27 protein-coding genes are annotated in these 26,666 nt (G+C 46.7%); 12 read left to right on the forward strand and 15 right to left on the reverse strand.

The features are described from left to right. Positions 1-6: 6 nt before the first annotated feature. The 3 genes from ACO1PK_RS13210 to ACO1PK_RS13220 are packed head-to-tail and all read right to left on the reverse strand — an operon-like array spanning position 7 to position 2,820. Positions 7-792 (reverse strand): heme ABC transporter ATP-binding protein, encoded by a 786-nt coding sequence (locus ACO1PK_RS13210; RefSeq protein ID WP_423186074.1) that lies wholly within the window; start codon positions 790-792, stop codon positions 7-9. Next, a complete protein-coding gene (locus tag ACO1PK_RS13215) occupies positions 785-1,801 on the reverse strand; it encodes a FecCD family ABC transporter permease (RefSeq protein WP_423186075.1) in 1,017 nt (338 codons plus the stop codon). The genes ACO1PK_RS13210 and ACO1PK_RS13215 overlap by 8 nt, the downstream gene beginning before the upstream one ends. Beyond that, positions 1,801-2,820 (reverse strand): heme/hemin ABC transporter substrate-binding protein, encoded by a 1,020-nt coding sequence (locus ACO1PK_RS13220; protein ID WP_423186076.1) that lies wholly within the window; start codon positions 2,818-2,820, stop codon positions 1,801-1,803. Before ACO1PK_RS13220 ends, ACO1PK_RS13215 begins: the two co-directional genes overlap by 1 nt. 333 nt (positions 2,821-3,153) lie before the next feature. Between ACO1PK_RS13220 and ACO1PK_RS13225 the strand changes: the two genes are divergently transcribed. Beyond that, complete coding sequence (locus ACO1PK_RS13225) at positions 3,154-4,080, forward strand: ChaN family lipoprotein (RefSeq protein WP_423186077.1); 927 nt, start codon at positions 3,154-3,156, stop codon at positions 4,078-4,080. A 44-nt stretch (positions 4,081-4,124) separates the two neighbouring features. Here the strand turns inward: ACO1PK_RS13225 and ACO1PK_RS13230 are convergent, their stop codons facing one another. Further along, the gene (locus ACO1PK_RS13230) at positions 4,125-5,492 is read right to left on the reverse strand and encodes a TrkH family potassium uptake protein (protein ID WP_423186078.1); all 1,368 of its coding nucleotides are present in this window, start codon (positions 5,490-5,492) and stop codon (positions 4,125-4,127) included. A gap of 1 nt (position 5,493) precedes the next feature. Continuing rightward, positions 5,494-6,147: a potassium channel family protein gene (locus ACO1PK_RS13235; protein ID WP_423186079.1), complete on the reverse strand. Its 654-nt coding sequence runs from the start codon at positions 6,145-6,147 to the stop codon at positions 5,494-5,496. Between the two features lie 183 nt (positions 6,148-6,330). On the opposite strand from ACO1PK_RS13235, the gene ACO1PK_RS13240 reads away from it, so the two are divergent. The 3 genes from ACO1PK_RS13240 to ACO1PK_RS13250 are packed head-to-tail and all read left to right on the forward strand — an operon-like array spanning position 6,331 to position 9,567. Further along, entirely contained in the window at positions 6,331-7,812 is a 1,482-nt protein-coding gene (locus ACO1PK_RS13240; protein ID WP_423186080.1) for a TrkH family potassium uptake protein, read from the forward strand. A gap of 9 nt (positions 7,813-7,821) precedes the next feature. Further along, positions 7,822-8,892, forward strand: coding sequence for a sensor histidine kinase (locus ACO1PK_RS13245; RefSeq protein ID WP_423186081.1), 1,071 nt, complete (start codon positions 7,822-7,824; stop codon positions 8,890-8,892). 3 nt (positions 8,893-8,895) lie between these two features. Next, entirely contained in the window at positions 8,896-9,567 is a 672-nt protein-coding gene (locus ACO1PK_RS13250; protein WP_423186082.1) for a response regulator, read from the forward strand. A 123-nt stretch (positions 9,568-9,690) separates the two neighbouring features. On the opposite strand, the gene ACO1PK_RS13255 is transcribed toward ACO1PK_RS13250, so the two are convergent. Further along, a complete protein-coding gene (locus ACO1PK_RS13255; protein WP_423186083.1) occupies positions 9,691-11,874 on the reverse strand; it encodes a TonB-dependent hemoglobin/transferrin/lactoferrin family receptor in 2,184 nt (727 codons plus the stop codon). Between the two features lie 272 nt (positions 11,875-12,146). Next, a complete protein-coding gene (locus ACO1PK_RS13260) occupies positions 12,147-12,905 on the reverse strand; it encodes a pseudouridine synthase (RefSeq protein ID WP_423186084.1) in 759 nt (252 codons plus the stop codon). A 233-nt stretch (positions 12,906-13,138) separates the two neighbouring features. Between ACO1PK_RS13260 and ACO1PK_RS13265 the strand changes: the two genes are divergently transcribed. Both ACO1PK_RS13265 and ACO1PK_RS13270 read left to right on the forward strand, forming a co-directional pair. Beyond that, entirely contained in the window at positions 13,139-14,338 is a 1,200-nt protein-coding gene (locus tag ACO1PK_RS13265; protein WP_423186085.1) for a hypothetical protein, read from the forward strand. An 81-nt stretch (positions 14,339-14,419) separates the two neighbouring features. Beyond that, a complete protein-coding gene (locus ACO1PK_RS13270) occupies positions 14,420-15,400 on the forward strand; it encodes an aldo/keto reductase (RefSeq protein WP_423186086.1) in 981 nt (326 codons plus the stop codon). 36 nt (positions 15,401-15,436) lie between these two features. Here ACO1PK_RS13270 and hepT read toward each other — a convergent pair whose 3' ends face one another. From hepT to ACO1PK_RS13285, 3 genes are all read right to left on the reverse strand, one after another. Continuing rightward, positions 15,437-15,877 carry a type VII toxin-antitoxin system HepT family RNase toxin gene (gene hepT, locus ACO1PK_RS13275; RefSeq protein ID WP_423186087.1) on the reverse strand — a complete coding sequence of 147 codons (441 nt, stop codon included), beginning with the start codon at positions 15,875-15,877 and terminating at the stop codon, positions 15,437-15,439. Next, a complete protein-coding gene (gene mntA / locus ACO1PK_RS13280; RefSeq protein ID WP_423186088.1) occupies positions 15,874-16,266 on the reverse strand; it encodes a type VII toxin-antitoxin system MntA family adenylyltransferase antitoxin in 393 nt (130 codons plus the stop codon). Before mntA ends, hepT begins: the two co-directional genes overlap by 4 nt. A 329-nt stretch (positions 16,267-16,595) precedes the next feature. Beyond that, positions 16,596-18,242 carry an electron transfer flavoprotein-ubiquinone oxidoreductase gene (locus ACO1PK_RS13285; RefSeq protein ID WP_423188222.1) on the reverse strand — a complete coding sequence of 549 codons (1,647 nt, stop codon included), beginning with the start codon at positions 18,240-18,242 and terminating at the stop codon, positions 16,596-16,598. A gap of 312 nt (positions 18,243-18,554) precedes the next feature. Here ACO1PK_RS13285 and ACO1PK_RS13290 point away from each other — a divergent pair, with 312 nt between their 5' ends. The 3 genes from ACO1PK_RS13290 to ACO1PK_RS13300 all read left to right on the forward strand — a co-directional run bounded on the left by ACO1PK_RS13290 (position 18,555) and on the right by ACO1PK_RS13300 (position 20,861). Further along, positions 18,555-19,307, forward strand: coding sequence for an electron transfer flavoprotein subunit beta/FixA family protein (locus ACO1PK_RS13290; RefSeq protein WP_423186089.1), 753 nt, complete (start codon positions 18,555-18,557; stop codon positions 19,305-19,307). After that, complete coding sequence (locus ACO1PK_RS13295; RefSeq protein ID WP_423186090.1) at positions 19,304-20,230, forward strand: electron transfer flavoprotein subunit alpha/FixB family protein; 927 nt, start codon at positions 19,304-19,306, stop codon at positions 20,228-20,230. Before ACO1PK_RS13290 ends, ACO1PK_RS13295 begins: the two co-directional genes overlap by 4 nt. 136 nt (positions 20,231-20,366) lie before the next feature. Next, positions 20,367-20,861, forward strand: a complete 495-nt coding sequence (locus tag ACO1PK_RS13300; RefSeq protein ID WP_423186091.1) for a GNAT family N-acetyltransferase — start codon at positions 20,367-20,369, stop codon at positions 20,859-20,861. A 176-nt stretch (positions 20,862-21,037) separates the two neighbouring features. Here ACO1PK_RS13300 and fur read toward each other — a convergent pair whose 3' ends face one another. Next, the gene (gene fur, locus ACO1PK_RS13305; protein ID WP_423186092.1) at positions 21,038-21,478 is read right to left on the reverse strand and encodes a ferric iron uptake transcriptional regulator; all 441 of its coding nucleotides are present in this window, start codon (positions 21,476-21,478) and stop codon (positions 21,038-21,040) included. A 195-nt stretch (positions 21,479-21,673) separates the two neighbouring features. Between fur and ACO1PK_RS13310 the strand changes: the two genes are divergently transcribed. Next, positions 21,674-22,156 carry a DUF4442 domain-containing protein gene (locus ACO1PK_RS13310; protein ID WP_423186093.1) on the forward strand — a complete coding sequence of 161 codons (483 nt, stop codon included), beginning with the start codon at positions 21,674-21,676 and terminating at the stop codon, positions 22,154-22,156. A 174-nt stretch (positions 22,157-22,330) separates the two neighbouring features. Here the strand turns inward: ACO1PK_RS13310 and fldA are convergent, their stop codons facing one another. The 4 genes from fldA to ACO1PK_RS13330 form a co-directional block, all read right to left on the reverse strand. Then, entirely contained in the window at positions 22,331-22,861 is a 531-nt protein-coding gene (fldA, locus tag ACO1PK_RS13315; RefSeq protein WP_423186094.1) for a flavodoxin FldA, read from the reverse strand. A gap of 13 nt (positions 22,862-22,874) precedes the next feature. Further along, the gene (gene ybfE, locus ACO1PK_RS13320) at positions 22,875-23,147 is read right to left on the reverse strand and encodes a LexA regulated protein (protein ID WP_423186095.1); all 273 of its coding nucleotides are present in this window, start codon (positions 23,145-23,147) and stop codon (positions 22,875-22,877) included. Positions 23,148-23,160: 13 nt separating this feature from the next. Beyond that, positions 23,161-23,358 carry a DUF2788 domain-containing protein gene (locus ACO1PK_RS13325; protein ID WP_423186096.1) on the reverse strand — a complete coding sequence of 66 codons (198 nt, stop codon included), beginning with the start codon at positions 23,356-23,358 and terminating at the stop codon, positions 23,161-23,163. Between the two features lie 62 nt (positions 23,359-23,420). Then, a complete protein-coding gene (locus tag ACO1PK_RS13330) occupies positions 23,421-24,182 on the reverse strand; it encodes an alpha/beta fold hydrolase (RefSeq protein WP_423186097.1) in 762 nt (253 codons plus the stop codon). Between the two features lie 106 nt (positions 24,183-24,288). Here ACO1PK_RS13330 and seqA point away from each other — a divergent pair, with 106 nt between their 5' ends. Together seqA and pgm are read left to right on the forward strand one after the other, a co-directional pair. Beyond that, entirely contained in the window at positions 24,289-24,900 is a 612-nt protein-coding gene (gene seqA, locus ACO1PK_RS13335) for a replication initiation negative regulator SeqA (RefSeq protein ID WP_423186098.1), read from the forward strand. 14 nt (positions 24,901-24,914) lie between these two features. Then, positions 24,915-26,564 carry a phosphoglucomutase (alpha-D-glucose-1,6-bisphosphate-dependent) gene (gene pgm, locus ACO1PK_RS13340; protein WP_423186099.1) on the forward strand — a complete coding sequence of 550 codons (1,650 nt, stop codon included), beginning with the start codon at positions 24,915-24,917 and terminating at the stop codon, positions 26,562-26,564. Positions 26,565-26,666: the final 102 nt, after the last annotated feature.

A 26,666-nucleotide genomic window follows, 5' to 3' on the forward strand; every position in this document is an offset into this window, starting at 1 on the left:
GTGTTGTTACAATAATTCGGTATGGGGTTCAGAAAATATCATTGGGCAGGCAAGCCGCGGGTGGCGACAAACATGCATCTTGGTTTGGTAAAGCTCGGTCAAGGGTTGTTCAGCCAGTACCTGCTCTGGCGTGCCAAGGGCACGAATATGTCCTTGGTCCAGTAACAGCACCTGATCGGCATAGAGCGCGGCTAAATTTAAATCATGCAGCACCGCGATCACTAAGTTGCCGGCTTTGGCAAAGGCACTGATTTGCTGTAAACAGCGATGCTGTTGGTGCACATCTAAAGCTGCTGTGGGTTCATCTAATAGCAGCAATTTGGGCGTTGTTAACGAGTTATCGACTTGCGCCAAACAACGGGCGATATGGCTACGTTGTAATTGGCCACCAGATAACCGGCTTAGATCCCGCCCCTGCAAATCAATCAGGTTAAGCTTTTTCAGCCATTTTTGGGCAATCTCGGCTGACTGCTCGGTACTTTCCTGATAGCCAAAACGGCTTAAACAAACTAGCTCTTGCACGGTTAGGCCCGCTGGTGAAATCGGTTGCTGGCTTAATACCGCCCGTTGTTGCGCTAAGGCTGCTGCCGACCATTGATGAAGTGGTTGCTCAAACAGGCTGATCTGCCCCTGAAAAGGCAGATCCAAGCAAAGCGCACTTAATAAAGTCGATTTACCGGCACCATTTTCGCCGAGTAAGGCGACAAATTGGCCTGGCGCAAAGTCCGCGCTCAGCGCCTCAATAACTAGGCTATTGCCTCGTTTGACCGACAGCTGTTGTATTTTAAGCATACAACCTCCGTTTTTGTTGCAATAAAAGGTAAATAAAGAACGGTGCGCCCAATAACGCAGTGATAATGCCAATCGGCAATTCTGCCGGCGGCACAGCCATGCGTGCCAACCAATCGGCAAGGGCTAACACTAAGGCGCCTAACAGCATGGCTACCGGCATCATTCTTGGAATGGCTGCACCCACTAACAAGCGGGCAATATGCGGGATCACTAAGCCAATAAAGCCAATAATGCCGGTTAGTGCTACCGCAGCACCCACACCCAGCGCCACTAAGACGATAAGCTCGCGCTTTAAACGTGGCACATTCACACCCAGATAGCGCGCTTGCTGCTCACCGAGTAATAACAAGTTAATGGCTTTGCGCCGATACCAGAGTAGGGCGCTGCAAAGCCCCAAGCTGGCAAAGGCCAACGGCAATGGCTGCCAAGTAACGGCCGCCAGTGAGCCCATTTGCCAGAAGCTCATTAAGCGTAAGGCATCGTCGGAGGCATAGTAGCTAATTAACCCAATCACTGCCGCCGCCAAGGCATTAATAGCAACACCACAAAGCAATAAGGTGGCGACATTGACACCATGGCTGCTGCGAGAGAGTTGATACACCAGTAACGAGGTCACCAGCGCACCAATAAAAGCTGCTGCACTTACCCAATAATGGCCGCTTAACCCCAGTTGAGGCCCAAACGCTATCACTAACAGCGCCAACATCGCAGCACCAGCTGCTATACCAATTAATGAGGGATCGGCCAGCGGGTTGCGACACAGCGTTTGCATGGCACAGCCAGCTTGCGCCAATACCGCACCGACTATTAATCCTAACAATAAGCGCGGTAGGCGTAATTCGGTGACCACATTTAATTGCAGTGCAGAAAAATCGTCACTAAAACCAGGCCACCACCAAGCAAAGGCTAAGCGCCAATCGGTAAGTACCGCACCACTGCTAAGCGCCAGTACAGCACAAGCGAAAATAGCTAGCACCAGCAACGTAATAATTAACGGAAAACGTAGCATTATTGACCTAATACTGAGGTTGTAGTGCTTTGAATAGCAGCGACATTGCCAGAGTTAACCCTTACCATGTTCTCTAGGTGAGCGCTCGTTGCACTAGGCTGAGCAAGCGTAGCCTGACTTGGTGCTGGCGTTAAAGCCGTTTGCTGACCAAACTGGTACAGTTGCTGAATAGCCTCACCAATGCGACTGGTCATACCCATTGACAGCAAGGAGTCCATAACCAATACCCGGCAGTCTTTGGCGGCGGCCAGCATCCGTAATTCCGGTAACTGACAAAAGGCATTAAGCCCACCCGCACTTTGTGCCACATGCTCAGGTACTACCAATAAATCCGGTTGTTGCAGCATTAAAAACTCAGCAGATATCGGTTTAAAACCATTATGCGTAGCTAAGTTTTGCATAGCGCTGTAGTGAAACAACAGATCGGGTACCGTTTCGCTACCGGCAACAATTACCCCGCGGCTAGAGGCTTGTAACACAAACAGCGCCGTTAAAGGTTTCGTATTCGCCGCAGTGGTAGGCAGCACAGGTAAGCTTTGTTTGATCTGGTTGATCAGCGCCGTGGCTGCCGCTTCTTTCTGCAATTTAGCACCGAGCAAACTAATAAACTCATAAAGTTCAGCTAAATCGCGCGGTTTGGCAAAGTGTTCAACCTTAATTCCGGTATTACGCAGTTGGCTTAGCGTCGCGGCAGGGCCGGTACCTTCCAGCGCCCATAATTCGGTTGCCCCAGTGGCGATAAGTGACTCTGCCGACAAGCTGCGGTAATAGCCAATACTGGCTTTATTGGCCGCGGCTGCTGGGCTGGTACTGGACGTATCTACCGCCAGTAGCTGATCGCCAGCACCGAGTGCGAAGATAATATCCGTTAGGGTGCCGCCGGCACTGGCAAGCTTGGCGTTGGCAGGGGGATTATTTGTCAATACCGTGCTAGTGGCGAGCGCATTAGGGGGTAACTGGCTAAGTAAACACACGCCTAGTAAGAGTTTAGGAAAACAGCGTAATAATGAGCTAAACATGCTAATTCCGATGCAAAGAAAATTTATGCGGATAGTAATAGCAATAATTCCCATTTGCAATATTTTGTTGTGCAATCTATGCTGGCAGCCTTTTTTAAGATTCATTCTGGTTTTTCAAGATTCATACTGGCATTACTGTAAGGAGAATACATGTCCAAATTATTTTCTGGAGTTAAGCGGGCGCGAGCCGGTCTAGCGCGACTCGGTCTGGCGCGACCCGGTCTAACGCGACCCGGTCTAACGCGACCCGGTCTAACGCGACCCGGTCTAACGCGACCCGGTCTAACGCGACCCGGTCTAGTTCACCTTAGCCTATCGCGTCTTTCGTTGGGCATGCTTAGCGGCCTTCTGTTACTGACAACGGCAGGTTGCAGCCAAACACCAGTAACAGACACTGTCAATACTGCCAGTGCTACGCTGCCAAGTTGGCAAGCCCCTGAGCGTCAGCTGCATCCGTTGGTCGGCACCCTGTATCAGCTTGATGCAAACCAGCCGATTGCGCCCAAGGCATTTTTAACGCAATTGCCGGCAGGCACTTGGTTATTGCTGGGCGAGCAGCATGATCATCCCGATCATCATCAGTTACAGCTTTGGGTATTACAGCAACTTGCCGCTGAGCAGCGCTTAGGTGCCGTTGCCATGGAGATGCTCAATACCGCGCAACAACCGGCGTTAGATGCACAGTTAAAGCAGGGGACACTGAGCACGCCTCAAGCCTTAAACTGGCCTGAAAAGGCTTGGCCCTTTGCCCGTTATCAAGGGCAAGTGCAATTGGCGCTTGATCAGGCCAGTCGGCTGGTGGCGGCAGATTTAAGTGATGCAGAGAAAACGGCGCTACGGCAAAATACCGCCGCGGTAAAGGAACATTCGGCGGCGCATACCAACTATTTGGCGGAATTAATGGTGAAGAGCCATTGCGGTATGTTTACGGCTGAACGGGCGAAACCCGCCGCCAGAATGCAAATTGGCCGTGATCAACAGATGGCCAAACAAATGTTAGCCAATAGCCAAGCTGACAAAGTCAATGTGCTGATTGCCGGTGCTCAGCATGCACGTAAAGATATTGGCATACCGCTGTGGTTAGGCGAGCAGCCTGTGGTCAGTATCTTAATGGTTAGTGTTGCAGAGAGTACCGATCCCAAAGACTATTTGCCGCAAGCTATAACGGCAGATACACCTGCCTCGGCTATCGCAGATCTGATTTGGTTTGTACCGGCGATCCCCGCCGTGGATTATTGTGCGCAGTTAAAATCATCATAACCTTTAACAGCCGCCCGGGAGGGCGGCCTGTAAGGAAATGTCAATTAACCCACTTGAATTCGCGTATCGGCATAGCGGATCCGTCGGCGCTTTGGTGTGGCTAGAAAGTAAGCCAGCGTGAGTGGACCAAGTCTACCAGTAATCATCAGTACAATAATCAATAGCTGACCAAAGGTGCTTAACTCGCCGGTTAGCCCCCGTGATAAGCCCACAGTACTTAACGCAGATACTACTTCAAAAGCGACATCTAACAACGGTGCTTGCTCAGTAATGGTCAGCAAGAAAATACTGATAAAAATCGTAATCATCGACACAAGTGCCAAAGCCAGTGCCTTTAACACCAGTTGAGTAGGGACAGTGCGTTTCATTACTGTAACCTCGTCACGGCGGCGCAAAAAAGCATAGGTGGCCATCAATAAAATCACAAAGGTACCAAGTTTAATACCGCTTGCAGTACTGAGTGAACCGCCACCAATAAACATCAATAATAAGGTTAGAATGTTACTAGCATCGGTCATGTTACTGTAATCCAGCGTATTAAAGCCGGCTGTTCTGGGGGTTACAGCCTGAAACCAAGCAGCTAAAGCCTGATCTTTAATTGATAACTGCTGCAAGGTCGCGGGGTTATTTGCTTCTAGCAGCCAAATAAGGATAAAAGCACCAAGATTGATCAGCAGTGTTGCGAGTATAATTACTTTAGTGTTGGTGCTAAGTAACTGCCATCGCTTCTGTTTTTTGACATCAATTAATACAGTAAAGCCAATGCCGCCGATAATAAATAAGCCAGTGATAATCAGGTTTACTGGAATACTACCAACATAAGGCATCAGACTATTACTGCTAAGGGCAAAACCAGCATTATTAAATGCTGAGATAGTGTAAAAAAAACCGTGATAGAGTGCGGTGGTAAAGCCCAGTTCTGACCACCAGGTTAGCGTGAGTAGCATTACACCAATCAGCTCAATCACCAGTGCATAAAGCAATACCGCTTTAGCAATGGTGGTGACTTGCGCCAGAGAGGTTTGCCCCAGTGCTTCTTGCGCAATTTTTTGTTGCGATAAACCAATTTTTGCGCCAAGGCTAACGGCCGCTACTACCGCGAAAGTCATAAAACCTAAACCACCCGCCTGGATTAATAAGGCAATGACGATTTGCCCAAACTGGCTAAACTGGCTACCCGTGTCTACCACTACTAAGCCAGTGACAGTTACAGCAGAGGTCGCGGTAAACAACGCTTGTAACAAGGTAATCGGTGCCGTGGTGGCAAAAGGCAACAGCAACAACAAGGTACCAAGCATAATAAGCCCCAAAAAGCCTAAGGCTAATACCGCTGGTGGGCTTAAACTAATGCGGCTAATCTTAGCCGTGGGTAACCTTACATACGGCAGGTTTTCAGGTAACCAATTTTTCATCTTAAACCAGCCGTGGCGCAAGTGCTTTAAGAATGGATAGGGTCCCTGCGAGTACCAGACTATCACCGCTTTTTAGCACAAAGTCTTCTGCGACTGGGCTAAATAATTGGTCACGCCGTTTTACCAGCACCGCTTTGGTAAAGTGGGTGGCATCACCTAGTAAGGCACTCAGTGTCATGCCATCAAGCCGTGCGATTAGCGCAATTTCAACCAGATATTGGTTATTCCCCAGCGCCAGATACTGATTAACCATTGGATAATTCAGTGCCTGTGCGACTTTAATACCCATTTCTTCTTCGGGGTGAATAATACGGTTTACACCAAGACGGGATAAAATGGTGTGGTGTGATTTCGAGGTGGCTTTTACCCAAATTTGTTGCACCCCTAGGTTTTTTAAGTGCAATACGCATAAAATACTGGCTTCGAGGTTTTCCCCTATTGCCACTAAAACGGCTTCATAGCGCAATAAATCCAACTCGGCGAGTGCTTGCTCGTCGGTGGCATCGGCAATAACCGCGTAGCTAAGTTTGTCGGCCAAACGATTAATGTATTTTGGATCGGCATCTACGCCTAATACTTGATGCCCAAGCCGCAGTAGCTCCAGAGAAGCAGTTGAACCAAAACGACCTAAACCAATAACGGCAAACTGTGCCATAACAACGCTCCTTGAATGCAAGTCGCGGCTATTAAAGGCGCATCTGTTTGCGTTGTCAGTAGCAAAACCTCAATCTTTATAAAAACTTTATATCTGAGCGCTGAAATTTGAGAAAAGCTTGATAACCTCGCTGCAGCCTTTTCAGTAAGCTTGATTTATCTATTTGCTTGATTATGAATTACCGTGGAATACAGAGAATTAGCGCCAGCTAGCGCTAAAGCGAATCGACAGTTTTTTTACAAAGTGTTGGCCGGGCTTTTATTTATGTTGGCCTTGGTACAATTAATTACTGCAGTGGTCAGTTTTGGGCTACAAGATAAGGTATTTTGGCAATTTTTAATATCAGCCATTATAACCGTAATCGCTGCCGCTGTTTTGCAAGGCAAAAGTGGGCCTGCTGCGCAAATAAAAAAACGTTACCTTTTCCTACTCACAACGCTATGTTGGCTGCTGCTGTGCTTTTTTGCAGCTATCCCACTTTACTTGAGTTTACCCGAAATAAGTCTTACCGACGCCTGGTTTGAAACCGTTTCTGCTGTCACAACAACAGGGTCAACAGTATTAAGCAACTTAGAGCAATTACCCAGAGGCGTATTATTTTGGCGTTCTATATTACAGTGGATAGGGGGCATAGGCATTATTGTGATGGCGATTGCTATATTGCCGGTGCTGAAAATTGGTGGTATGAAACTTTTTAAAACTGAAAACTCTGACATTTCTGAGAAGATTTTGCCCAGAAGCAGCAGTTTATCCTCTTCTATTTTGTCGGTGTATTTGTTGCTAAGCGGATTGGCAATGGGCAGTTATTATTTAGGCGGTATGAGCGGTTTTGATGCCATAACTCATGGTATGACATCGGTCGCGACCGGCGGTTTTGCTAACTACGATGCCTCTTTTGGCTTTTTTAATGATAAACCCTGGTTACTGTGGTTAAGCAGTTTATGGATGTTTATGGCAGCCTTGCCTTTTGTACTGTATGTCGGGATGCTGCGGGGCGATCGTTGGATATTAATAAAAGATCCGCAAGTTCGAGCCTTTTGTTGGATTATTGCCATTACTGTTATCTGGCTTACCTTTTATCAACACTGGCATAATGATCGGGATTGGTTTGCTGCTTTAACTCACAGTCTGTTTAATGTGATTTCAGTCGTTACAACCTGTGGTTATGCTTCGGAAGATTATACCCTTTGGGGGAACTTTGCTGTTGTATTGTTTTTTTATCTGACCTTTAGTGGCGGCTGCTCTGGCTCAACCTCGGGAGGTTTAAAAGTGTTTCGAACGCAACTAGCCAGTATTTTGCTGTTAAAGCAATTAAAAATTCTAATTCACCCGAAAGCGGTATGGACGCAGCGCTACGGGAGTAAAAAGGTCGATGATGAATTATTGGGTGCGGTCTTAGCCTTTTGTTTTATTTATTTTGCTACTATTGCCGCGCTGGCTATGGTGCTGGCTATGTATGAACTGGATTTTGTGACGGCTCTGAGTAGTGCTGCTACTGCGGTCAGTAATGTTGGGCCTGGGCTTGGCGATATCGTCGGGCCTGCCGGTAATTTTGCCAGTTTACCAGACGGCGCCAAGTGGTGGCTTACCGTTGGCATGTTAGCAGGACGATTAGAAATTTTAACGCTGTTGCTGTTATTTAGCCCAATGTATTGGCGTAACTAGGAAAAGATTATGCTGTCTGCCATAAAACTAGATGCGAAAGGTCTGCGCTTAATCTTACTAACTTTAGTTGCGCCTACACTCTTTGTATTAATGTTATTACCTATACGAAATTGGTTTACACCTTCAGATGTGGCAATGCTGCAGCTATTATGGGTGACCTTTGTTGCTCAGAAAAAAGGGCAGGGAGCGGCGATTTTATGCACGTTAATAAGTGTAGTGTTATTTAACTGGTTCTTTGTTGAGCCTTATTACACGTTATACATTTATCAGATTGATTATTTGACGACCTTTATCGTCATGTTGTTGCTTGGCATTTTTATCGCCCGCTTATCAGGCCAGTTGAGGTTGCAGCTGGCTCGAACGCATAAGCACTTTCGGCAACGACAACGTTTAATAAATAATAGCAGGCAGGCACGTTTTACGGCTGAGTTAGAACACAGTCGGGCTATGATGTTAAGATCCATTTCTCATGATTTACGCACTCCACTCGCGACTATTATGGGCGCTTCTAGCTTATTGGCGGATCGGAGCATTTCACTTAGCGCCGAAGATATCCACCAACAAGCTGATAATATATATCAGCAAAGTCAGTTGCTTAATGAGCACTTTACCAAGGTGATGGAGCTTAGCCGAGTGCAACAAATGCAGGGCGAGTTGGCGTGGCAAACGGCTACTCCGGAAGAAGTAGTTTCTGGAGCTATTGCGCGTCGAGCTGCGACACTTAGCCAGCACGCTTGGCAAATGCAATTACCTGAGCAACAAAGCTGCTCTGGTGATCTAACACTGTTGGAAATTGCACTCTCAAATATGTTAGAGAATGCCCTACGTCATGGCATCGCACCTATTACAATCCGTTATTTGCAACAGCAAGATCAGCAAGTATTTCAAGTGATTAATGCCGAACAAATTAAACGCAAGCTAGCATCAGATGCGGGTACTGGCTTAGGTATTCCTATTTGTCAGTCGGTAATGCAATTACATCAGGGGACTTTTAGTTTAACGCCGCAAGTAAACGAGCTGAACGTTGTGGCCAGCTTATCTTGGCCGCGTAGTAGTAACAAGTTAGAACAACAGGGATAAAACATGGCTGAAACCATTTTAGTGTTGGAGGATGATCCGGCCATGCAAAGCTTTTTAACCACCTTGCTAAAAACGCATCAGCATCCGGTGGTAAGCTTTCGTGAAGGGTTATTGGCGATGCAGTATTTAGTCTCACAACGTATCGATTTAGTGCTGTTAGACTTAGGTTTAACTGATTTAGATGGGCAAAGTTGGCTGCAGCACATCCGACAATGGACAGAAGTACCGGTGATTGTGATTTCTGCACGCCATGGCGAACAAGATAAAGTTTTGGCACTGGACAATGGCGCCAATGATTATATGACCAAGCCCTTTAGCGCCAATGAGTTGATGGCGAGAATCCGAGCCAATTTACGCAAAATACAGCATCAACCACAGGTGTTTTCTTTTGGTGAAGTGCAGTTAGATCCGGTGTTACATCGCGTTACTAAGGGGGGGGAAGAAGTACACCTCACTAAGACTGAGTATCAATTATTACTGCTACTAATGCGTCATGCCGATAAGGTGCTAACCCATAATTTTGTACTTAGTCAGGTTTGGGGTAAAGCGTATGTCGATAGGCCAGAATATGTGCGGGTACATATGGCACAATTGCGGCAAAAATTGGAAGATAACCCAGCCGCGCCAGCTTTTTTAAAAACCGAGCCCGGCGTGGGTTACCGTTTAAAAGTGTAAATATGTTTTGCTATATCTAATCGCAATGATAAGTACGTAGACAGGACATACAGCAGCATCTTAGATAATAAGAAGACAACTGCCTGATTGTGGTAGCTGTCTTCTTAAAGCAGATAAGATGGCTTAAAACGTATAGCGGGTCGTAAAGCTAATATTGCGTCCAGGCTCGGTATAGGCGCGTGAGTCGCTGTCTGCGGCATGGCCAGCAATATTGTTATAGCGCAGATAGTCTTTATCCAACAGGTTATTCACCGCTAAATTTACTTGCCAATCCGCAGTCAGTTGATAGCTGTTTAACCAGTCTAAGGTGATAAAACCAGGGCTTTGTTTTTGGCCCTCGTTGACTTTCGTCATGCGTTTCGCCCAGTTTGCCATTAACTGTGATTGTAATTTTTCACCACTAAAGCTAATACCGGTGCTGCCCGACAGTGGGCTGATCGAGGTAATATACGCCTTAGTTTGCTCGTTTTTGCCGTCTTGATAAGACATTGCCGCTAACAGGCTCCAATTCGCGTTAAACGCATAATCTAAGCTTAGCTCTGCGCCTTTAATGGTCACTTTATCCACGTTACGATAGTGGAAGGTATCATGCTGATACTGAAAGCGACCTTGCTCGTTTAGCACGGTTTTGCTGTCAATCAGCGCCGTTTCTAAAAAGTCGGTAAAACGGTTATAAAATACCGCTGTGCTAAAGCTCAGCTGCTGTAATTGGCCACGTAAACCTAACTCATAGGTATGGCTAGTTTCAGGTTTTAAATCGGTATTAGGGACTAGCGTATAGCGATAAGTCGCAGTAGGTTGCAAGTCGTGTTCGATATAAGCCAAATCGTAGGCGGGCACTTTAAAACCCTGACCATATTGCGCATACACATTTAGGCTATCGGTGAGTTGATACAAACTCCCCAGATTAAAAGACACTTTATCATCGCTGATTTTCTCAAAGGCTGTGCCATCCAGTTTTAAGGCGCCGTTTGGATCCATGCTGAAGCTATCGTAACGCAGGCCTGGGGTAATGCGCCAACGGCCATCGGCTAGCTTAATGGTATCGTTTAAATATACGCCATAACGCATAATATCGTTTTTCGGGAATTTATTGGTCAACACATCGCGGATGGGGTTGGCCATCCCCTCAACTGTACGATATTCGTATTGGCTCCGCTCAGTTGTGGTTTTTTCGACATCAATACCATAGGCTAACGCATGCTGCTGATTGAGCGTTTTAGCAGCGCTTAACAGCAAGCCTTGGGTATTTTGCTCATAAAGGTTGTTTTGCCACATATGGCGGATTTGAAACACATTAAAGCGAGGCGCGTTAATATCCAGCTTGGCGTATTCTTGATCGTTTTGCTGGCTCTTATTGCTATAAAGGCTAACATCTAAATAATTATACAGCGCAGTATCGGCGTCAGAGCGGTAATTCAGCCGTAATGCTTGGTTTTTCTTGTTACTAGCATTCGACTCTTCGGCAATGTTATAGCCAAATTGCGCTAAACTGCGAAAATAGGCCAGTAAGCCATTGGCGCGATCGCCCGCGACATCTTGCTGGTAAAAGTCGACATTCAGGCTCAGTTTGTCGGTGCGGTTTAGCTGATACACCAGCTTGTAGAGCATACTGTCGGAATCGATGGTAAAGGGCGTTAAGGTACTTGCATGGTTTTGTTGCTCTTCGCCCCGGCGCAGTGTACCGCTTAACATATGGCTAAAGTTGCTGCCAATGCGCTGTGCTAAGGTAAGACCGCCATGATATTGGCTGGATAAATCAGTATAACCTAGGCTCGCATTGCCACCGAGTTCAGCGCCTTCTGCTAAGTAATCCAGCGGATCCTTGGTGGTAAATACCACAATACCCGCCAGAGCATCAGAGCCATATAAGGATGAATTAGCACCTTTAGCCACTTCTACTTGTTTTAGGGTAGAGGTATCTAAAAAACCACGGCCGATAATATCGTTTAAACCATTAGCGCCATAGCCTTCGTTTACCCGCATGCCGTCTTTAATCAGCAGCACCCGGTTACCGCCCATGCCGCGCACTAAAAAGTTTTGTGCACCGCCCACGCTGCCGGTTACCTGAATAGAGGGATCGTAGCGGAACAGTTGGCTATAGTCGGTAACTTGCTGTAATGCCAGCTCTTCAGCGGTTTGCACCGAAATACTGCCGGCAACATCTTTTAAGGGCTGCTCTGTCCGATTACCGGTGACCACAATCACTTCTAAGTTTACGCCTTCTTCGACGGTTTCTGCAAAAAGGGTTGGGCTCAATACCAAGGCAATCGCACTGGCTAGCAGGCTTAGGCGGGGAATACTCATAACACGCTCCTGTTAGTTAAATTGAGCGGCATGCTACGATCATTAAATGCGATAGTCAATGATAATCATTATCATTTGATAGGTTAGTTTGTTTTTTAGGTTAACACTTGCGGGCTGATGTGAGTGCCAGTCGCTATTTTTAATCGTCGTTATTTATAAAGTCGCTATTTTTAAAAGTGTAGGGGGAGCATCTTGAGCGGCTAAAGTGGCTTTTTCACTTTAGCCAGAGCGCTGCCTTACTTAAGGCAGTGCTGTGAGATCGTCAGTGTCGACTATTCTTCAAAATCATCTTGTGAGCTTGCAGTTAGCGCCGTTTTACTGGAATCCTGCACCAGCTGCTCGAGCATTTTGATTTCGATGGGGTCTAGTAAGCGCCATTTTCCAGGTTTTAACTCGGCTAAGCGGATATGCATAATGCGGGTGCGTTTTAACTTAACCACCTCATAACCACAGTATTCGGCCATGCGGCGAATTTGCCGGTTTAAGCCCTGGGTTAAAATAATTTTAAAGGTATTGCGTGATACCTGCGTTACTTGGCAGGGCAGGGTAACGGTATTAAGGATAGGCACCCCTTGGCTCATCTTGCGGATAAACTGCTCGGTGATGGGTTTATTTACAGTGACCACGTACTCTTTTTCATGCGCATTGCCAGCGCGCAGTACTTTATTGACGATATCACCGTCGTTGGTTAAAAAAATCAGCCCCTCCGACGGTTTATCTAAGCGGCCTATCGGAAAAATGCGCTCAGGATACTTTACCGCATCAATAATATTGCCTTGAATATGCCGCTCGGTGGTGCAGGTAATGCCCACCGGTTTATGATAAGCCAAATATACCCGTTTCGGTTTACTGCGCAGCGGTTGTCCCTTCACCAGCACCGTATCTTGCTCGCTTACCTTAACGCCCATCTCTGCCGGTTGGCCATTGACGGTAACATCCCCGTTAGCAATAAAAGTATCTGCTTCGCGTCTAGAGCAAAAACCGGTATCACTAATAAATTTATTCAGACGGGTTAGGGTAGGTTCAGTCATAGTGGCCTTGCTAAATGTTGGCTAGATCATCAGGGGGCAATAGTGTAAGTGCCTTGCGTGCTAAGGGCAAGGCTTGTTATCGGCAGGGTCAGTTTTGCTGCTCCCCCTTGGCTGGATAAATCTAGGCAAGCTTCATCTGAACAATCAGGCTTAATACTAATTGGTTTTTATTTTTTTGTTGATTTTTTGTGCTACCGTCTCTGTTGCATATAACTAATAAAGGATTATTAACCATGAAAGGCGCGTTAACGTTTTTAGGTTTGCTACTCAGTAGCACGGTATGGGCAAGCGATGGCAGTTATGAGATAGATGTATTTGTCTGCGATATCTGTAATTTGGACAGTGCGCTTACACTGGCAATAACCAAAGCCCCGCCTGTGGTGTGCGTTGGCGATATAACCACTAGCGAACAGCGCGTTTGCAGTGCCGAGTTCAAAGAGTTGATTGTTGCAAATCCGGTGGCGCAAACCGCCTATAAATTCCGAGTGCAGCGCCCACATCCAAATGATTTTGGGCAATCGCAGCAGCTGGTGTTGAACTGGGGCGAGCAGCAAATGGTTAACCGCTTTTTTGAAATCGATCGCGAAATCCGTGAAGCTGTTTGGGCAATTAATGGTGAGCTGGATGCTAGCGGCTATCGCCAACCCACCCGCGCATTTGACTATGGCAGCAATGTCTCTGCCAATACCGCTGAAACTGACTGCCAAAATTCAGCGGCTGCGCATGTTTTTAGCTCAAGAGCTAATAAAGAACGCTTACAAAATGTATTACGAACCGGACTTGCCAATGAAATTGGTCGGCGCTCCTGGCGTGAGTATGTCACTTCTGCAGATTTGAGTGAAATCGACGCTGGTAGTAGTATGACTGTGACAGCCGCCCTTAACCCTTTAAATTCTGCTGCCAGCGCTGTAGTCAATGGCAATATGAAGTTTGCAATCAATGAGCAGCCGGTGTTACTTCAAGCTGTTGGCGCGCAATCTTGTCGTTTTTTTAATTGGTTTTGCACTGACGATGATAGCAATTACGTTCATTATCATGTGAAGTACGGTGGGCGTGCCGATGATAGGGGACCAATTGATAGGATCAAACTAAGATTTGAACTGGATCCTACAACTTCAGTCGTGGATGGCGAAAGAGTCAGTGTCATTTTGGCTGAAGGAAGTGGTAACTTTGTTGCAGATTTGCGAAACCAGCCACCTGAGAGCTGCCTAGCACAACTGTTACAAGAGCAAGTAGATAACTTTAATCAGGGCTTACCCTCCGATGTAGTGGACTTCTCAATTGGGCCAGGCATTGGAATTGATGTTGGTGATGGCTTGGGAAATCGTACGCTTTGTGTACAAACGACACAGGTGAGAGCCTGTACGGGCAGAACGGGCGAAACGCAGACTTGCCAAATTTATACATTTAGAAGCTTACGGCAGTGCGATTGAAGCTTCCTAGCAAAGCTGCTGTAGGTTGCGGGGCTTTTTTTCTCCCTGCTTTTCAAAAAACAAAAAAATTAGTGAATACCTATGACGAAGCAGCAATTTGTTTTACCTATTACGCACTGTTTACCGCAAGCTAGTCGCTTGGTGATGGGCTGTATGGGCTTGGGGGGCGGTTGGAATAACGCGCCGCTTTCTGCCGCAGATGAGAAGCAAGCCTTTGCTATTATCGACACCGCGCTACAAAGCGGCATTAACCTGTTTGATCATGCTGATATTTATACCTTTAACAAAGCCGAAACAGTGTTTGGCCGTTATTTAAAGCAATTTCCGGCACAGCGCGATCAGATGCTGTTGCAGTCGAAATGTGGCATCAAGCTGGCGCAACCCAATCAAGTAGGCCAATACGACTGTTCCAAAGACTACATTATTGAAGCCGTAAACGGCAGCTTAAGCCGCCTTGGCACCGACTATCTGGATTTACTCTTGTTACACCGGCCCGATCCCCTGCTGCAAGCCGACGAAGTAGCGGCAGCCTTTGATGTATTGCAACAGCAAGGCAAGGTCAGGCATTTCGGCGTATCGAATATGGGCTGGGCGCAATTGCAATTATTGCAGCGCAGCCTGACCCAACCACTGCGAGTAAATCAGCTGGAAATGAGCTTAGCTGCCCATCATTGGCTGGATGAAAGCGTGTTAATCGGCATGCCTGCTGGCGCGGAAAAACACTTTGGTTACGGCACCGTCGAATATTGCCAACTGCATAATATTCAGCTGCAAAGTTGGGGTAGCCTAGCGCAAGGCCGTTATAGCGCGCAAGCCGCTAAGCAAACACCCACAGAGCAGGCGGTAAGCCAGCTGGTCGCGCAACTTGCGGCCAGTTATCAGGTTAGCAGTGAAGCGATATTGTTAGCTTGGTTAATGCGCCATCCTGCCGCGATTCAACCGGTAATAGGCTCAACTAATATTCAACGCATTCGCGCTTGCGCCGCAGCCCCACAGCTGCAGTTAACGCGCGAGCATTGGTATCAGCTTTATGTCACCGCCCGCGGTGCGGCATTGCCGTAAGGCGGTTCGTGCGAGCAGAACAGTGTTTGAGTGATGTTAGGTTAATTCTTTCAATAGTTTTATTGCTTTACCACAAAAATCAGCAAGTGTGTTATAGCGGCTTTGTGCGACGATTAAACGAACAATATTAACATCAATGTTTAGGTAATCGTGGACTAGCGCGTTGCGCATACCAATAATCTGACGCCATTCTGTCAGTTCTGCTGTGGTTATCATGCCGTGTTGCTGTAGTTTTGAAAACGTCTGATAGGCATCTACAGACGCTTGTTGCTGGTATCTCTTTAAACAATGTTTAGCTAAGCCAATGCTCAATTCTGTTAAAAGTTGTAATAAACGTTCTATAGCCAAATAATCTCGCCGGCGAAGTTCGCCTTGCGCAAGATCTGCACGCAGTTCATCAAGTTGCTGACAGTATTCTTGTACATGGTTTGCTGCTTCGGTTAAATAGAGTTGCAAGCCGTTTTCATTGTTATTCATTGCTTTGCCTCTCGCTGCTGGTATTCAAATAGGCTATTAATACGTGTTATCTCTTGCCATGCCCGAGCGCTGCCATCACTATAAAGCAGCAGGCCGCGATCAATGATTTGATATGCTAAATAAATAGGTGCTTGGTTAATATCTACAATAGAGAGCATTGCTTCTGGAAGATCTAACGCTGCTGCCCAATCAAGCGCTACACATTGCGGGCGGGTATATCGATTTAAAACATCTAAGTTGAAGTTATTAAAAGCGATAGCGAGATCGTAATCGCTATCTGGCCTTTCGCGCCCATGAGCTCTTGAGCCATACAACCAAATAGCCCCAATATCGGTATTTTGCCGAGCTAGCTTTTTAATCTGCTGTAGTATCGGATTTGCTTTGGTCATAAAACAGGTATTTAGCAGTGTTAAGTATATTTACTGTATCAGAAAAGGCTTAGCTGGGCTAATTGAGGTTTGTAGCGAACATTGCTCGCAGCAAAGCAAGGCAAAAGTTCAAACCCGATATCCCTTCAAAATGGCTCCATCAAACTAGAGGATAATTTGCCTAACTCGTTGCGTGAAACTACAAAAAAGGGCGAGTTTTATTGCCGCAAAAAACGTAAAAACTTACGCTTGGGATTAACGTAGCATAGCTACGCTAATCCCTCGCCTAGTACTTACCTATTCGGCTAGTACTTAGCTATTCGGATAGTAATTACCTATTCGGCTAGTACTTACATATTCGGATAGTTTGGGCCGCCGCCGCCTTCTGGGGTAACCCAAGTGATATTTTGGCTAGGATCTTTAATATCGCAGGTTTTACAGTGAATGCAGTTTTGCGCATTAATCTGTAAACGTGGGCCAGTATCTTGCTCTTCCACAATTTCGTACACACCGGCAGGGCAGTAGCGCTGCGCTGGCTCGGCAAATTTGGCTAAATTTACCGTTATCGGCACATTGCCATCTTTAAGTTTTAGATGGCAAGGCTGCTCTTCTTCGTGGTTAGTGTTGGATAAATACACCGAGCTTAACCGATCAAAACTCAGCTTATTATCCGGTTTGGGATACTGTATTTCTTGCACACTGTTAGCCGGTTTTAGCATGGCATAATCTGGCTGCTCGTCTTTTAAGCTAAAGGGCAGCTTGCCGCCAAACAGGTTCTGATCCAAGGTGTTGTATGCGCCGCCCCAAAAAGTACCAAACTTATGAATGGCCGGGCCAAAGTTGCGTGAGCGATACAGCTCATCATACAACCAGCTCTGTTCAAAATGCGCAGCAAAAGCGGTTAAATCTTGGCCGCCAGTATCGCCAGCGAATAAGGCCTCGGCCACCACTTCGGCAGCTAACATACCTGACTTCATCGCCGTATGATTGCCCTTAATTTTGGCAAAGTTTAAGGTACCGGCATTGCAGCCCAGTAACATACCGCCATTAAAAGTCATCTTCGGTAAGCTGTTCAAGCCGCCCTTGGCGATGGCACGCGCACCGTACGCTACCCGTTTACCATTTTGCAGATACTGGCTAATAATCGGGTGCTGTTTATAACGCTGAAACTCTTCAAACGGGTTTAAGTACGGGTTACTGTAGTTTAAATCGACAATCAACCCGACCACCACCTGCTGGCCTTCGGCATGATACAAATAACCGCCGCCGCTGGCCTCAGTCAGTGGCCAACCTGCTGAATGCACCACTAAACCGGCATGATGTTGCTCGGTAGGAATATCCCAAATTTCTTTAAAACCAATGGCATAATGTTGCGGTGACTTATCGGCATCCAGTTTAAAGTGCTGGATCAGCTGTTTACCCAAATGGCCCCGACAACCCTCGGCAAACAGGGTATATTTGCCACGCAGCTCCATGCCAGGGGTAAAGCTATCTTTAGGCTTACCGTCACGGTCTAAGCCCATATCGCCAATCACAATACCTTTAACAACATTGTCTTCTAAAATCAGCTCGCTGGCGGCAAAACCTGGGAAAATCTCTACCCCTAAGGCTTCAGCTTGCTCGGCTAACCAGCGACAGAGGTTAGCCGCTGACACAATATAATTGCCGCTATTGTGCATAGTTTTTGGCACCAGCATGTTCGGTAACTTGCGTGCTGCCTTTGCATCATTAAACAAATAAATATCATCGTGGGTCACTGGCGTCGTTAGTGGCGCGCCTTTTTCTTGCCAATCGGGCACTAACTCTTGCAAAGCGCGCGGTTCAAATACCGCACCGGAGAGAATATGCGCGCCCACTTCAGAGCCTTTTTCAACCACACAAACGGTAATTTCTTTACCCGCGGTTGCGGCTTGTTGCATTAACCGAATTGCAGCAGCTAAACCGGATGGACCCGCCCCGACGATGACAACGTCGTACTCCATTGCTTCTCTTTCGATTTTTTCCACGTTACACCCCTTATGCTGCTTTCACTTTCTTACCAACTTGTATCACAACTCCCCTTGGTCGCGAAGGAGTATCTTGTTGTGTGTTGGATGTTATTGTTTACATGAATAGCAAATTATTTTAGCACATCAGAATATTGCAGGTTGACGTTAACGTCAACAGGAAGTAGATTGTCGCTAAACCCTTAGTTTATACTTTACCTGCACGTAAAGCAGGCGCTTTATCACGATAAAATACCGGTTGTGGTCGCTTTGTGCACATTAGCCATTTTATACTGATAAACCCGCGCATCAGATGAGGCCATTATGAAGATATTAGTTCCGGTAAAACGGGTTATCGATTACAACGTTAAGGTTCGGGTAAAGCCGGATCAAACGGGTGTAGATTTAGCCAATGTCAAAATGGCACTTAACCCTTTTTGTGAAATTGCAGTAGAAGAAGCCGTGCGCTTAAAAGAAGCAGGCGTTGCTTCTGAAATCGTGGTGGTGTCTATTGGGAATAAAGCGGTGCAAGAGCAACTTCGTACCGCCTTAGCATTGGGTGCCGACCGTGCCATTCAGTTAGACACCGAATTGGCGTTAGACTCCTTACAAGTGGCTAAATTACTGGCCAAAGTGGTTGGCGAAGAGCAACCACAGCTGGTGATCATGGGTAAGCAAGCGATTGACTCTGATAACAACCAAACCGCCCAAATGTTAGCGGCATTAACCGGTATGGGGCAGGGCACTTTCGCGTCTAAAGTTCAGGTTGCAGATGGCAAAGTGCAGGTAACCCGTGAAATTGATGGTGGCTTGCAAACGGTCGAACTGACCTTACCAGCCGTGGTATCAACAGATTTACGCTTAAATGAACCGCGTTATGCTTCCTTACCTAACATTATGAAAGCGAAGAAAAAGCCATTAGATGTTAAAGCTGCAGATAGCTTTGGCGTCGCGCTAGAGTCCAAAGTACAGACGCTGAGCGTAAAAGCACCAGAGAGCCGCACTGCAGGTGTAGTGGTAGGCAGTGTTGCTGAGCTAGTCAGCAAGTTAAAAGATGAAGCAAAGGTGATCTCATGACCGTTTTAGTAATTGCCGAGCATAGCAACAACGCATTAAAAGCCGATACCTATAAAACCGTGCACGCTGCCAGCTTATTAGGGGCCGACATCCACCTGTTAATTGCGGGTGCTGACTGTCAGGGCGCTGCAGCGGAAGCCGCGCAAATTGCCGGCGTTAGCAAAGTGTTAGTGGCGGATCATGCTGCCTACGCGCATCAGCTAGCAGAAAACGTGGCGGCGTTAGTGACAGAATTAGGCCGCGGTTACAGCCATATTTTAGCCGCCGCCACCACCAGCGGTAAAAACATGTTACCGCGCGTTGCGGCCTTATTAGATGTAGCGCAAATCTCGGATGTGATTGCGATTAACAGCGCTGATACCTTTGTTAGGCCGATTTATGCCGGTAATGCCATTGCCACTGTGCAATCGGCTGAAGCCATTAAAGTGTTAACGGTACGCAGCGCGGCCTTTGCTGCGGCCGCCACCGGCAATAACGCCGCTATCGAAGCGGTAAGTTCAGCACAGGATCTGGGTGTATCGCGTTTTGTTAGCGAAGAGCTAACCAAGTCTGAACGCCCAGAGCTGACTGCAGCCAAAGTGATTATCTCTGGTGGTCGTGGTATGCAAAACGGCGAAAACTTTGCGCTGTTAAACGGCATTGCCGACAAGCTAAATGCGGCTATTGGTGCTTCTCGGGCGGCTGTCGATGCGGGCTTTGTGCCAAACGATATGCAAGTGGGTCAAACCGGCAAAATTGTCGCGCCAGAGCTGTATATCGCAGTCGGTATTTCAGGTGCCATCCAGCATTTAGCCGGTATGAAAGACTCTAAAGTCATTGTTGCGATCAACAAAGATCCTGAAGCGCCGATTTTCCAAGTGGCAGACTACGGTATCGTTGGCGATTTATTCAGTATCTTACCTGAGTTAGAAGCCGCGTTATAAGCCTTATTTGCGCAGTAGCCCTTATACTGCCAAAGACGCTGCATTAGGTTAAGCGTATTCATTCAAGCCAGCAAATCTGCTGGCTTTTTTTATGTGGCACTTTTAAGATGGGCTGCCAATGCAAGGAGCTTAAAACATGCAAGCTGAGATCCGCCACGCCGAACCCACCGATTTAGCCGCTGTAAAAGCCATTTACGAGCAACCGTCGGTATATGCCAATACCTTACAACTGCCATTTCAAGCAGCCGCCAAATGGCACAGCCTATTTGAGCCGCAAGCTGGGTTTTATAATCTGGTGGCCGAGGTTGAAGGGCAAGTGATTGGTCAGCTCGGCTTACAAGTTATGCAAAACCCCAGACGCCGACATGCGGGTGAAATTGGTATGGGCGTTGCTGAAGCTTACCAAGGGCAGGGAGTAGGTTCGGCCTTACTACGTGCAGCCTTAGATTTAGCCGATAACTGGCTGGCGCTGCGCCGTGTCGAATTGTTGGTGTATCCCACTAATGAACCGGCTATTGCCTTGTATGAGCGGTTTGGTTTTGAAGTTGAAGCCGAGCTAACCGACTATGCGTTTCAATACGGCAATTATGTTAATGCCCTCTTGATGGCTCGGGTTAGCCCGCATCTGTAAACTACCAGGCGATTTCGCTAGGTTTTCTGCAGCTAGGATCTACTCGCCTAGGCTCTGCCCACCTAGCCTGCTCACTAGGCTCTACTTTGCGTGTGTCGCGGCTTGCTGCAATAAAAAACCTCCAAACAAGGAGGTTTTTTAGATTTAGGCTGAAAAGTATGCTGTAAAAAATCAGCTTAGTTACCGTCGGCGATTTTCTTACAGGCCGCGGCATCGGTACACTCGCCGTACAGGTATAAGCTGTGGTGCGTTAGCTTAATGCCATTTTTTTCCGCAATTTCTAACTGACGACGTTCAATTAATTCATCTTCAAATTCCACTACTTTGCCACACTTTAAGCAAACCAAGTGGTCATGGTGGTTGTTGCCGGTTAACTCAAAGACTGACTTACCGCCTTCAAAATGGTGGCGGGTTAAAATGCCGGCGTCATCAAACTGGTTAAGTACACGATATACCGTGGCTAAACCAATATCTTCACCTAAGTCTAATAAGATTTTATAAACATCTTCCGCACTAATATGTTGGTGTTTTGGATCTTGTAAAATTTCTAAAATCTTCACCCGAGGTAGGGTAACTTTAAGGCCAGCTTTGCGCAATTCGGTATTATGGTCGCTCATAAGTACTCTTTTTTAAACGTGAACTTACAAGGATTATAAAGGCATTAGTGATATATTCAATTGGTTTGTGCACTTTAATAATTTGCACCTAGCAAGGTCGGCCAATTTCCAGCCGCGTAAGTTTTTTAAAAACGCCGCTTGTGCCTTTAGCTCGCTTAGGTACAATGGCGTTATCAGGTCTTACCAGAGAGTATTATGCGTTGGGCATTTAAACCCGCAGTGATGCGGCATATTTTAAACTTTTGGCCGCCATTTTTCTTTAGCGGCATCAAAGTGACCGAGCTAAACGACGACTATCGCTATTGCAAGGTAGAGCTAAAGTCGCGGCCTTGGACTAAAAACATCAATCGCAGCCAGTTTGGTGGCTCGATGTTTGCGATGACCGATCCTATTTACCCACTGATGTTAATGGGTGCGCTAGGTAAGCAATACATTGTCTGGGATAAGCAAGCCGATATTAACTTTATTAAACCCGGTTTAACCAAACTTACCGCAGAGTTTTGGCTAACCGATGAAACCGTGGCCGAGATCCGGCATAAAACCGAACAGGGCGACAAATACCTGCCGCAGTTTTTGGTGCATATCAAAGATGCGCAGCACAATGTAGTGTGTGAAGTAAATCGTACCGTGTATATCCGCAAAAAGCCCAAGTACCGCGGCACAACTACGGCAGACTAAGTAGGGCGCTTAAATACGACTGCTTAATCACTTCGGCTTAAGCAATCTAGCTAGCTTAACCAGCCAACTTGAAGTTATGTCTACCAAATCAGTAAATAACAAAAAGGCCGCAAGCGGCCTTTTTGTTATGCTCGTTAAACACGGTGTTTAACGAGGGCGTGGTTAGCTTAACGCTTACAGATTAGCGAACTCAGCTAAGCTCATCTCTTCATACACTTGCTTACACCACTGTTTAACGCGCTGCTCTGTCAGTTCAGGTTGACGATCTTCGTCTACGCCTAAACCGATAAAGTGGTTATCATCTACCAGGGCTTTTGACGCCACAAAGTTATAACCTTTGGTTGGCCAATGGCCAACGATGATCGCGCCTTTTGGCTCAATAATATCGCGCAAGGTGCCCATCGCATCTAAGAAGTACTCAGCGTAATCTTCTTGATCGCCACAGCCAAAAATGGCCACCAGCTTGTTATTGAAGTCGATGTTTTCCAGCTCCGGAAAGAAATCATCCCAGTCACATTGGGCTTCGCCATAGTACCAGGTGGGGATGCCAAGCAGTAATAAATCAAAAGTAGCAATATCTTCTTTACTACTTTTTGCAATATCCCGTACTTCGACGAGCTGCTTACCCAGTTCTTTCTGGATCATCTTGGCGATATGCTCGGTGTTACCTGTATCGCTACCAAAAAAAATACCAACTGTTGCCATGTTCTAAGCCTTCTTACCTGGCCAAAGCCTGTTCTAAAAGATATTCAATAAAGTTACTACGTGTCATGTTGGCCGCTTGGGCCGCCAAATCAAGCTTTTCACAAAGCTGTTCTGGCACTTTACACTCTATACGTTTTAACCCCTTAACACGATCGCGTTTAATTTGATTACGCTTATTCAGTTTTAACTGTTCGTCCCGTGGCAGCGGGTTGGTTTTGGGTCTGCCAGGGCGTTTTTCCAGCGCAAACAAATCAATCGTTGTGCGATCTGTGGCAATTTTAGCCATTAATCAATCGCCCTTACTCTAAAAAATATTGCACTACCGTTTTAACGATAAACACCATCGGTGATAAAAATAGCACCAACCAAACAAACGCTTGCCCCATTTTCGGTGCCTGACTTTTTTTCAGCACATCCCGAATGGCCAACACAATAAAAAAATACAGTGCGCCCAAACCTAGCCATAATCCTATTGCTTCAAACTGCTCTAAGCTCATTTCTCGGCTCGCTCCAAAAAAAGTGCGCGCATCATAGCATAAAATGCCAAAAAAATTCTGCGCTAGCTCAATAAAAAATCCCGCACCAGCTTGTTAAAGGCGGCGGGCTTCTCGGCATGAAGCCAATGGCCCGTGCCTTGAATCACCTTGGCCTGTGCCTGCGGAAAATACTGCATAATTGCCGCGCGATGCTCAGGCAAAATGTAATCCGATTCACTGCCTTTAATAAATAGCGCTGGCCCGGTAAATTGCCCTGTGACCTCTAAAGCACTAATTAAGTTCGGATATTGTTGATACAAGGCCGCTAAATTAAAGCGCCATTGAAAGCCGTGCTCGGTTTTATCTAAGCTTTTGAGCAAAAACTGCCGAACGCCAGCTTCAGGAATATGCACCGCTAATTGCTGATCGGCTGCGCCACGGCTGGTTAAATTGGCGAGATCAACATTGTGCAATCCAGCAAAAATACCGTGATGTCGCGCATGGTAGCCTACGGGCGCAATATCGGCTAACACTAAGCGCTCGACCTGATCCGGATAGCGTAATGCATAGGCCATGGCAATTTTGCCGCCCATTGAATGGCCGACGATGGCAAAGGGACTAATCTGCAAATGCGCTAAGGTTTCCGCCAAATCCTCTGCCATCAGTGCATAATTTATGGCATCGCTATGGCCTGAGCGGCCATGGTTGCGCACATCAATATTAATAATTTGAAAATCGTCACTTAAGGCTCTGGCAATACTGCCTAAGTTTTCAAAACTACCAAACAAACCATGGATTAAGACCACCGCTTTGCCAGCACCGCTTAGCTGATAATGTAAAATCATAGTTATCCTGCCTGCTAAATTTGCGCTATTTTAACAAAATTGCTTACTGGCGTCAGTGGCAAAGCCTTTATATAATGAACCGAATTTGACGTAACGGAATAAAGCTATGAAAACCATTGAAATAGACGACGATTTATACCAATACATCGCGGGCCAGACCCTAAAAATAGGCGAAAGCGCTTCCGATATCCTGCGTCGTTTGTTACCCGGAGCGCCAGTAAAAGCCGCGCCAGCCCGTGTTGACGCAGCATCGCCAGTCGCCGCCCCTGTTGTGGCTAAGTCGGCAACCAGCACGACTCAGCCCGCAGCAGTCGCAACTGAGTCGGATGCCAATAAGGCTGAAGATAAATCGAGTAAAGCCGCCAGCAATGGCAAAAAAGTCGGCAATATTTTCGATTTAGTAACCCCAGCTGATCTGCAAGCCGAACCGAATATTGTTGGTCGTTTCTTATATTTGTTGTCGGTATTAGCACGGGTTCATAAAAAACAGTTTGAAAAAGTGCTGGAAATTAAAGGTCGTAATCGCTTGTATTTTGGTAACTCTGCCGCAGAATTAAACGAAATGGGCACCAGTACCAATCCGAAACAAATCCCTAATACCGAGTTCTGGGTAATTACTAATTCTAATACCACTCGGAAAAAAATGATGCTTACCGAAACTGCAATAAAACTGGGCTATAGTGCTGAAGATGCGGAACGCATTCGCGATTTACTCTAATTTAAGGAAAAGTTATGTCATTACATTCGCTGGCAGGTCAGCCGGTTCCAAACGAACTTATCCCCAATGTCTGCCGGTTAATGACGGCCTATTACGTACTGGAGCCAGATGTTCATTTACATCCTGAACAAAAAGTCAGCTTTGGTACCTCAGGCCACCGTGGTAGTGCCTTAAGCTGCTCATTTAACGAACCTCATGTACTGGCCATTTGTCAGGCGGTTGCTGATTATCGTAAGAAAAATGGCATTACTGGCCCGCTGTTTTTAGGTAAAGATACTCATGCGCTGTCGGAAGCGGCGTTTGCCAGTGCGCTAGAAGTGCTAATTGCTAACAATATTCAGGTTTGTATTCAAAAAGGCTTAGGTTACACGCCCACCCCGGTGATCTCGCATGCCATTTTAACCCAAAACCAAGGCGCTACGAGCCAACTGGCCGATGGTATCGTCATTACGCCATCGCATAACCCGCCCGAAGATGGCGGCATTAAATACAACCCGCCGCATGGTGGCCCAGCCGATACCGATGTTACCAACTGGATTGAACAACGGGCGAATGAACTGCTAGCGAAAGATTTAGAAGGCGTGCGGATGATGCCGTACACCTTAGCCTTACAATCGGGCTACTGTCAGCATATCGATTACATTCAGCACTATGTTGATGATTTAGAAAATGTGATTGATATGGCCGCAATTGCCAAAGCCGGTATCCGGATTGGCGTTGATCCTTTAGGCGGTTCGGGTATTGAATATTGGCCGCGGATTGCCGAGCGTTACGGTGTCAACATTACCGTGGTGAATGACAAAGTCGACCCGTCTTTCTCCTTTATGTCACTGGATAAAGACGGCAAAATCCGCATGGATTGCTCTTCAGCCTACGCCATGGCGAATCTGATTAAGTTAAAAGATCAGTTTGATATCGCCATTGGTAACGATCCTGATTTCGACCGCCACGGTATTGTTACGCGCAGCGGTGGCCTAATGAATCCTAATCATTATTTAGCGGTTGCGATCAATTATTTGCTGGCTAACCGGCCGCAGTGGGGCGATAAGTTGGCAATTGGTAAAACGCTGGTCTCTAGCGCGCTGATTGACCGCGTGGTGGCAGCGCAGGGCCGTATTTTAAAAGAAGTACCCGTTGGCTTTAAATGGTTTGTTGATGGCCTTTATCAAGGCGAGATTGCCTTTGGTGGCGAAGAGAGCGCCGGTGCCAGCTTTTTACGGCATAACGGCACGGTATGGTCAACCGATAAAGACGGCTTTATCTTAGGCTTGTTAGCGGCCGAGATGCTGGCGAAAACCGGTGTTGATCCTTATCAGCAGTATCAAGCCTTAACTCGTGAACTCGGCTCACCACTTTATCGACGTTTAGATGCACCCGCCAGCGCGGCGCAAAAAGCGGCATTGAAAAACTTGGATGTGAGTAGCGTTAGCACTAAAACCCTAGCGGGAGATGACATTCTTGCGGTACTGACCAAAGCGCCAGGTAATGATGCCAGCATTGGTGGGGTAAAAGTGGTCACGAAAAACGGTTGGTTTGCGGCACGGCCTTCCGGTACAGAAAATGCTTATAAAATTTATCTAGAGAGTTTTGTCGACCAAGCTCATCTAGAGCAATTGGAACAAGATGCAAAAACCTTTGTCGCTGCTGTCTTTAGTAAGTTGTAAGCACTAACAATATACCGTAATTTCTGTAATTAAATTACGGTATGTTGGGTATTCTTTGCCAAATGAGTGATTTTGAGGTATTGTTTTTGTAATTTTTCTACA

This window comes from Alishewanella sp. d11 (genome assembly GCF_049390205.1).
In the GTDB taxonomy this organism is placed as follows: domain Bacteria; phylum Pseudomonadota; class Gammaproteobacteria; order Enterobacterales; family Alteromonadaceae; genus Alishewanella.

Coding starts and splice junctions, on each gene's coding strand:
- ACO1PK_RS13210 (WP_423186074.1), bottom strand. CDS start 792: ATGCTTAAAATACAACAGCTGTCGGTCAAACGAGGCAATAGCCTAGTT.
- ACO1PK_RS13215 (WP_423186075.1), bottom strand. CDS start 1,801: ATGCTACGTTTTCCGTTAATTATTACGTTGCTGGTGCTAGCTATTTTC.
- ACO1PK_RS13220 (WP_423186076.1), bottom strand. CDS start 2,820: ATGTTTAGCTCATTATTACGCTGTTTTCCTAAACTCTTACTAGGCGTG.
- ACO1PK_RS13225 (WP_423186077.1), top strand. CDS start 3,154: ATGCTTAGCGGCCTTCTGTTACTGACAACGGCAGGTTGCAGCCAAACA.
- ACO1PK_RS13230 (WP_423186078.1), bottom strand. CDS start 5,492: ATGAAAAATTGGTTACCTGAAAACCTGCCGTATGTAAGGTTACCCACG.
- ACO1PK_RS13235 (WP_423186079.1), bottom strand. CDS start 6,147: ATGGCACAGTTTGCCGTTATTGGTTTAGGTCGTTTTGGTTCAACTGCT.
- ACO1PK_RS13245 (WP_423186081.1), top strand. CDS start 7,822: ATGCTGTCTGCCATAAAACTAGATGCGAAAGGTCTGCGCTTAATCTTA.
- ACO1PK_RS13250 (WP_423186082.1), top strand. CDS start 8,896: ATGGCTGAAACCATTTTAGTGTTGGAGGATGATCCGGCCATGCAAAGC.
- ACO1PK_RS13255 (WP_423186083.1), bottom strand. CDS start 11,874: ATGAGTATTCCCCGCCTAAGCCTGCTAGCCAGTGCGATTGCCTTGGTA.
- ACO1PK_RS13260 (WP_423186084.1), bottom strand. CDS start 12,905: ATGACTGAACCTACCCTAACCCGTCTGAATAAATTTATTAGTGATACC.
- ACO1PK_RS13265 (WP_423186085.1), top strand. CDS start 13,139: ATGAAAGGCGCGTTAACGTTTTTAGGTTTGCTACTCAGTAGCACGGTA.
- ACO1PK_RS13270 (WP_423186086.1), top strand. CDS start 14,420: ATGACGAAGCAGCAATTTGTTTTACCTATTACGCACTGTTTACCGCAA.
- hepT (WP_423186087.1), bottom strand. CDS start 15,877: ATGAATAACAATGAAAACGGCTTGCAACTCTATTTAACCGAAGCAGCA.
- mntA (WP_423186088.1), bottom strand. CDS start 16,266: ATGACCAAAGCAAATCCGATACTACAGCAGATTAAAAAGCTAGCTCGG.
- ACO1PK_RS13290 (WP_423186089.1), top strand. CDS start 18,555: ATGAAGATATTAGTTCCGGTAAAACGGGTTATCGATTACAACGTTAAG.
- ACO1PK_RS13295 (WP_423186090.1), top strand. CDS start 19,304: ATGACCGTTTTAGTAATTGCCGAGCATAGCAACAACGCATTAAAAGCC.
- ACO1PK_RS13300 (WP_423186091.1), top strand. CDS start 20,367: ATGCAAGCTGAGATCCGCCACGCCGAACCCACCGATTTAGCCGCTGTA.
- fur (WP_423186092.1), bottom strand. CDS start 21,478: ATGAGCGACCATAATACCGAATTGCGCAAAGCTGGCCTTAAAGTTACC.
- ACO1PK_RS13310 (WP_423186093.1), top strand. CDS start 21,674: ATGCGTTGGGCATTTAAACCCGCAGTGATGCGGCATATTTTAAACTTT.
- fldA (WP_423186094.1), bottom strand. CDS start 22,861: ATGGCAACAGTTGGTATTTTTTTTGGTAGCGATACAGGTAACACCGAG.
- ybfE (WP_423186095.1), bottom strand. CDS start 23,147: ATGGCTAAAATTGCCACAGATCGCACAACGATTGATTTGTTTGCGCTG.
- ACO1PK_RS13325 (WP_423186096.1), bottom strand. CDS start 23,358: ATGAGCTTAGAGCAGTTTGAAGCAATAGGATTATGGCTAGGTTTGGGC.
- ACO1PK_RS13330 (WP_423186097.1), bottom strand. CDS start 24,182: ATGATTTTACATTATCAGCTAAGCGGTGCTGGCAAAGCGGTGGTCTTA.
- seqA (WP_423186098.1), top strand. CDS start 24,289: ATGAAAACCATTGAAATAGACGACGATTTATACCAATACATCGCGGGC.
- pgm (WP_423186099.1), top strand. CDS start 24,915: ATGTCATTACATTCGCTGGCAGGTCAGCCGGTTCCAAACGAACTTATC.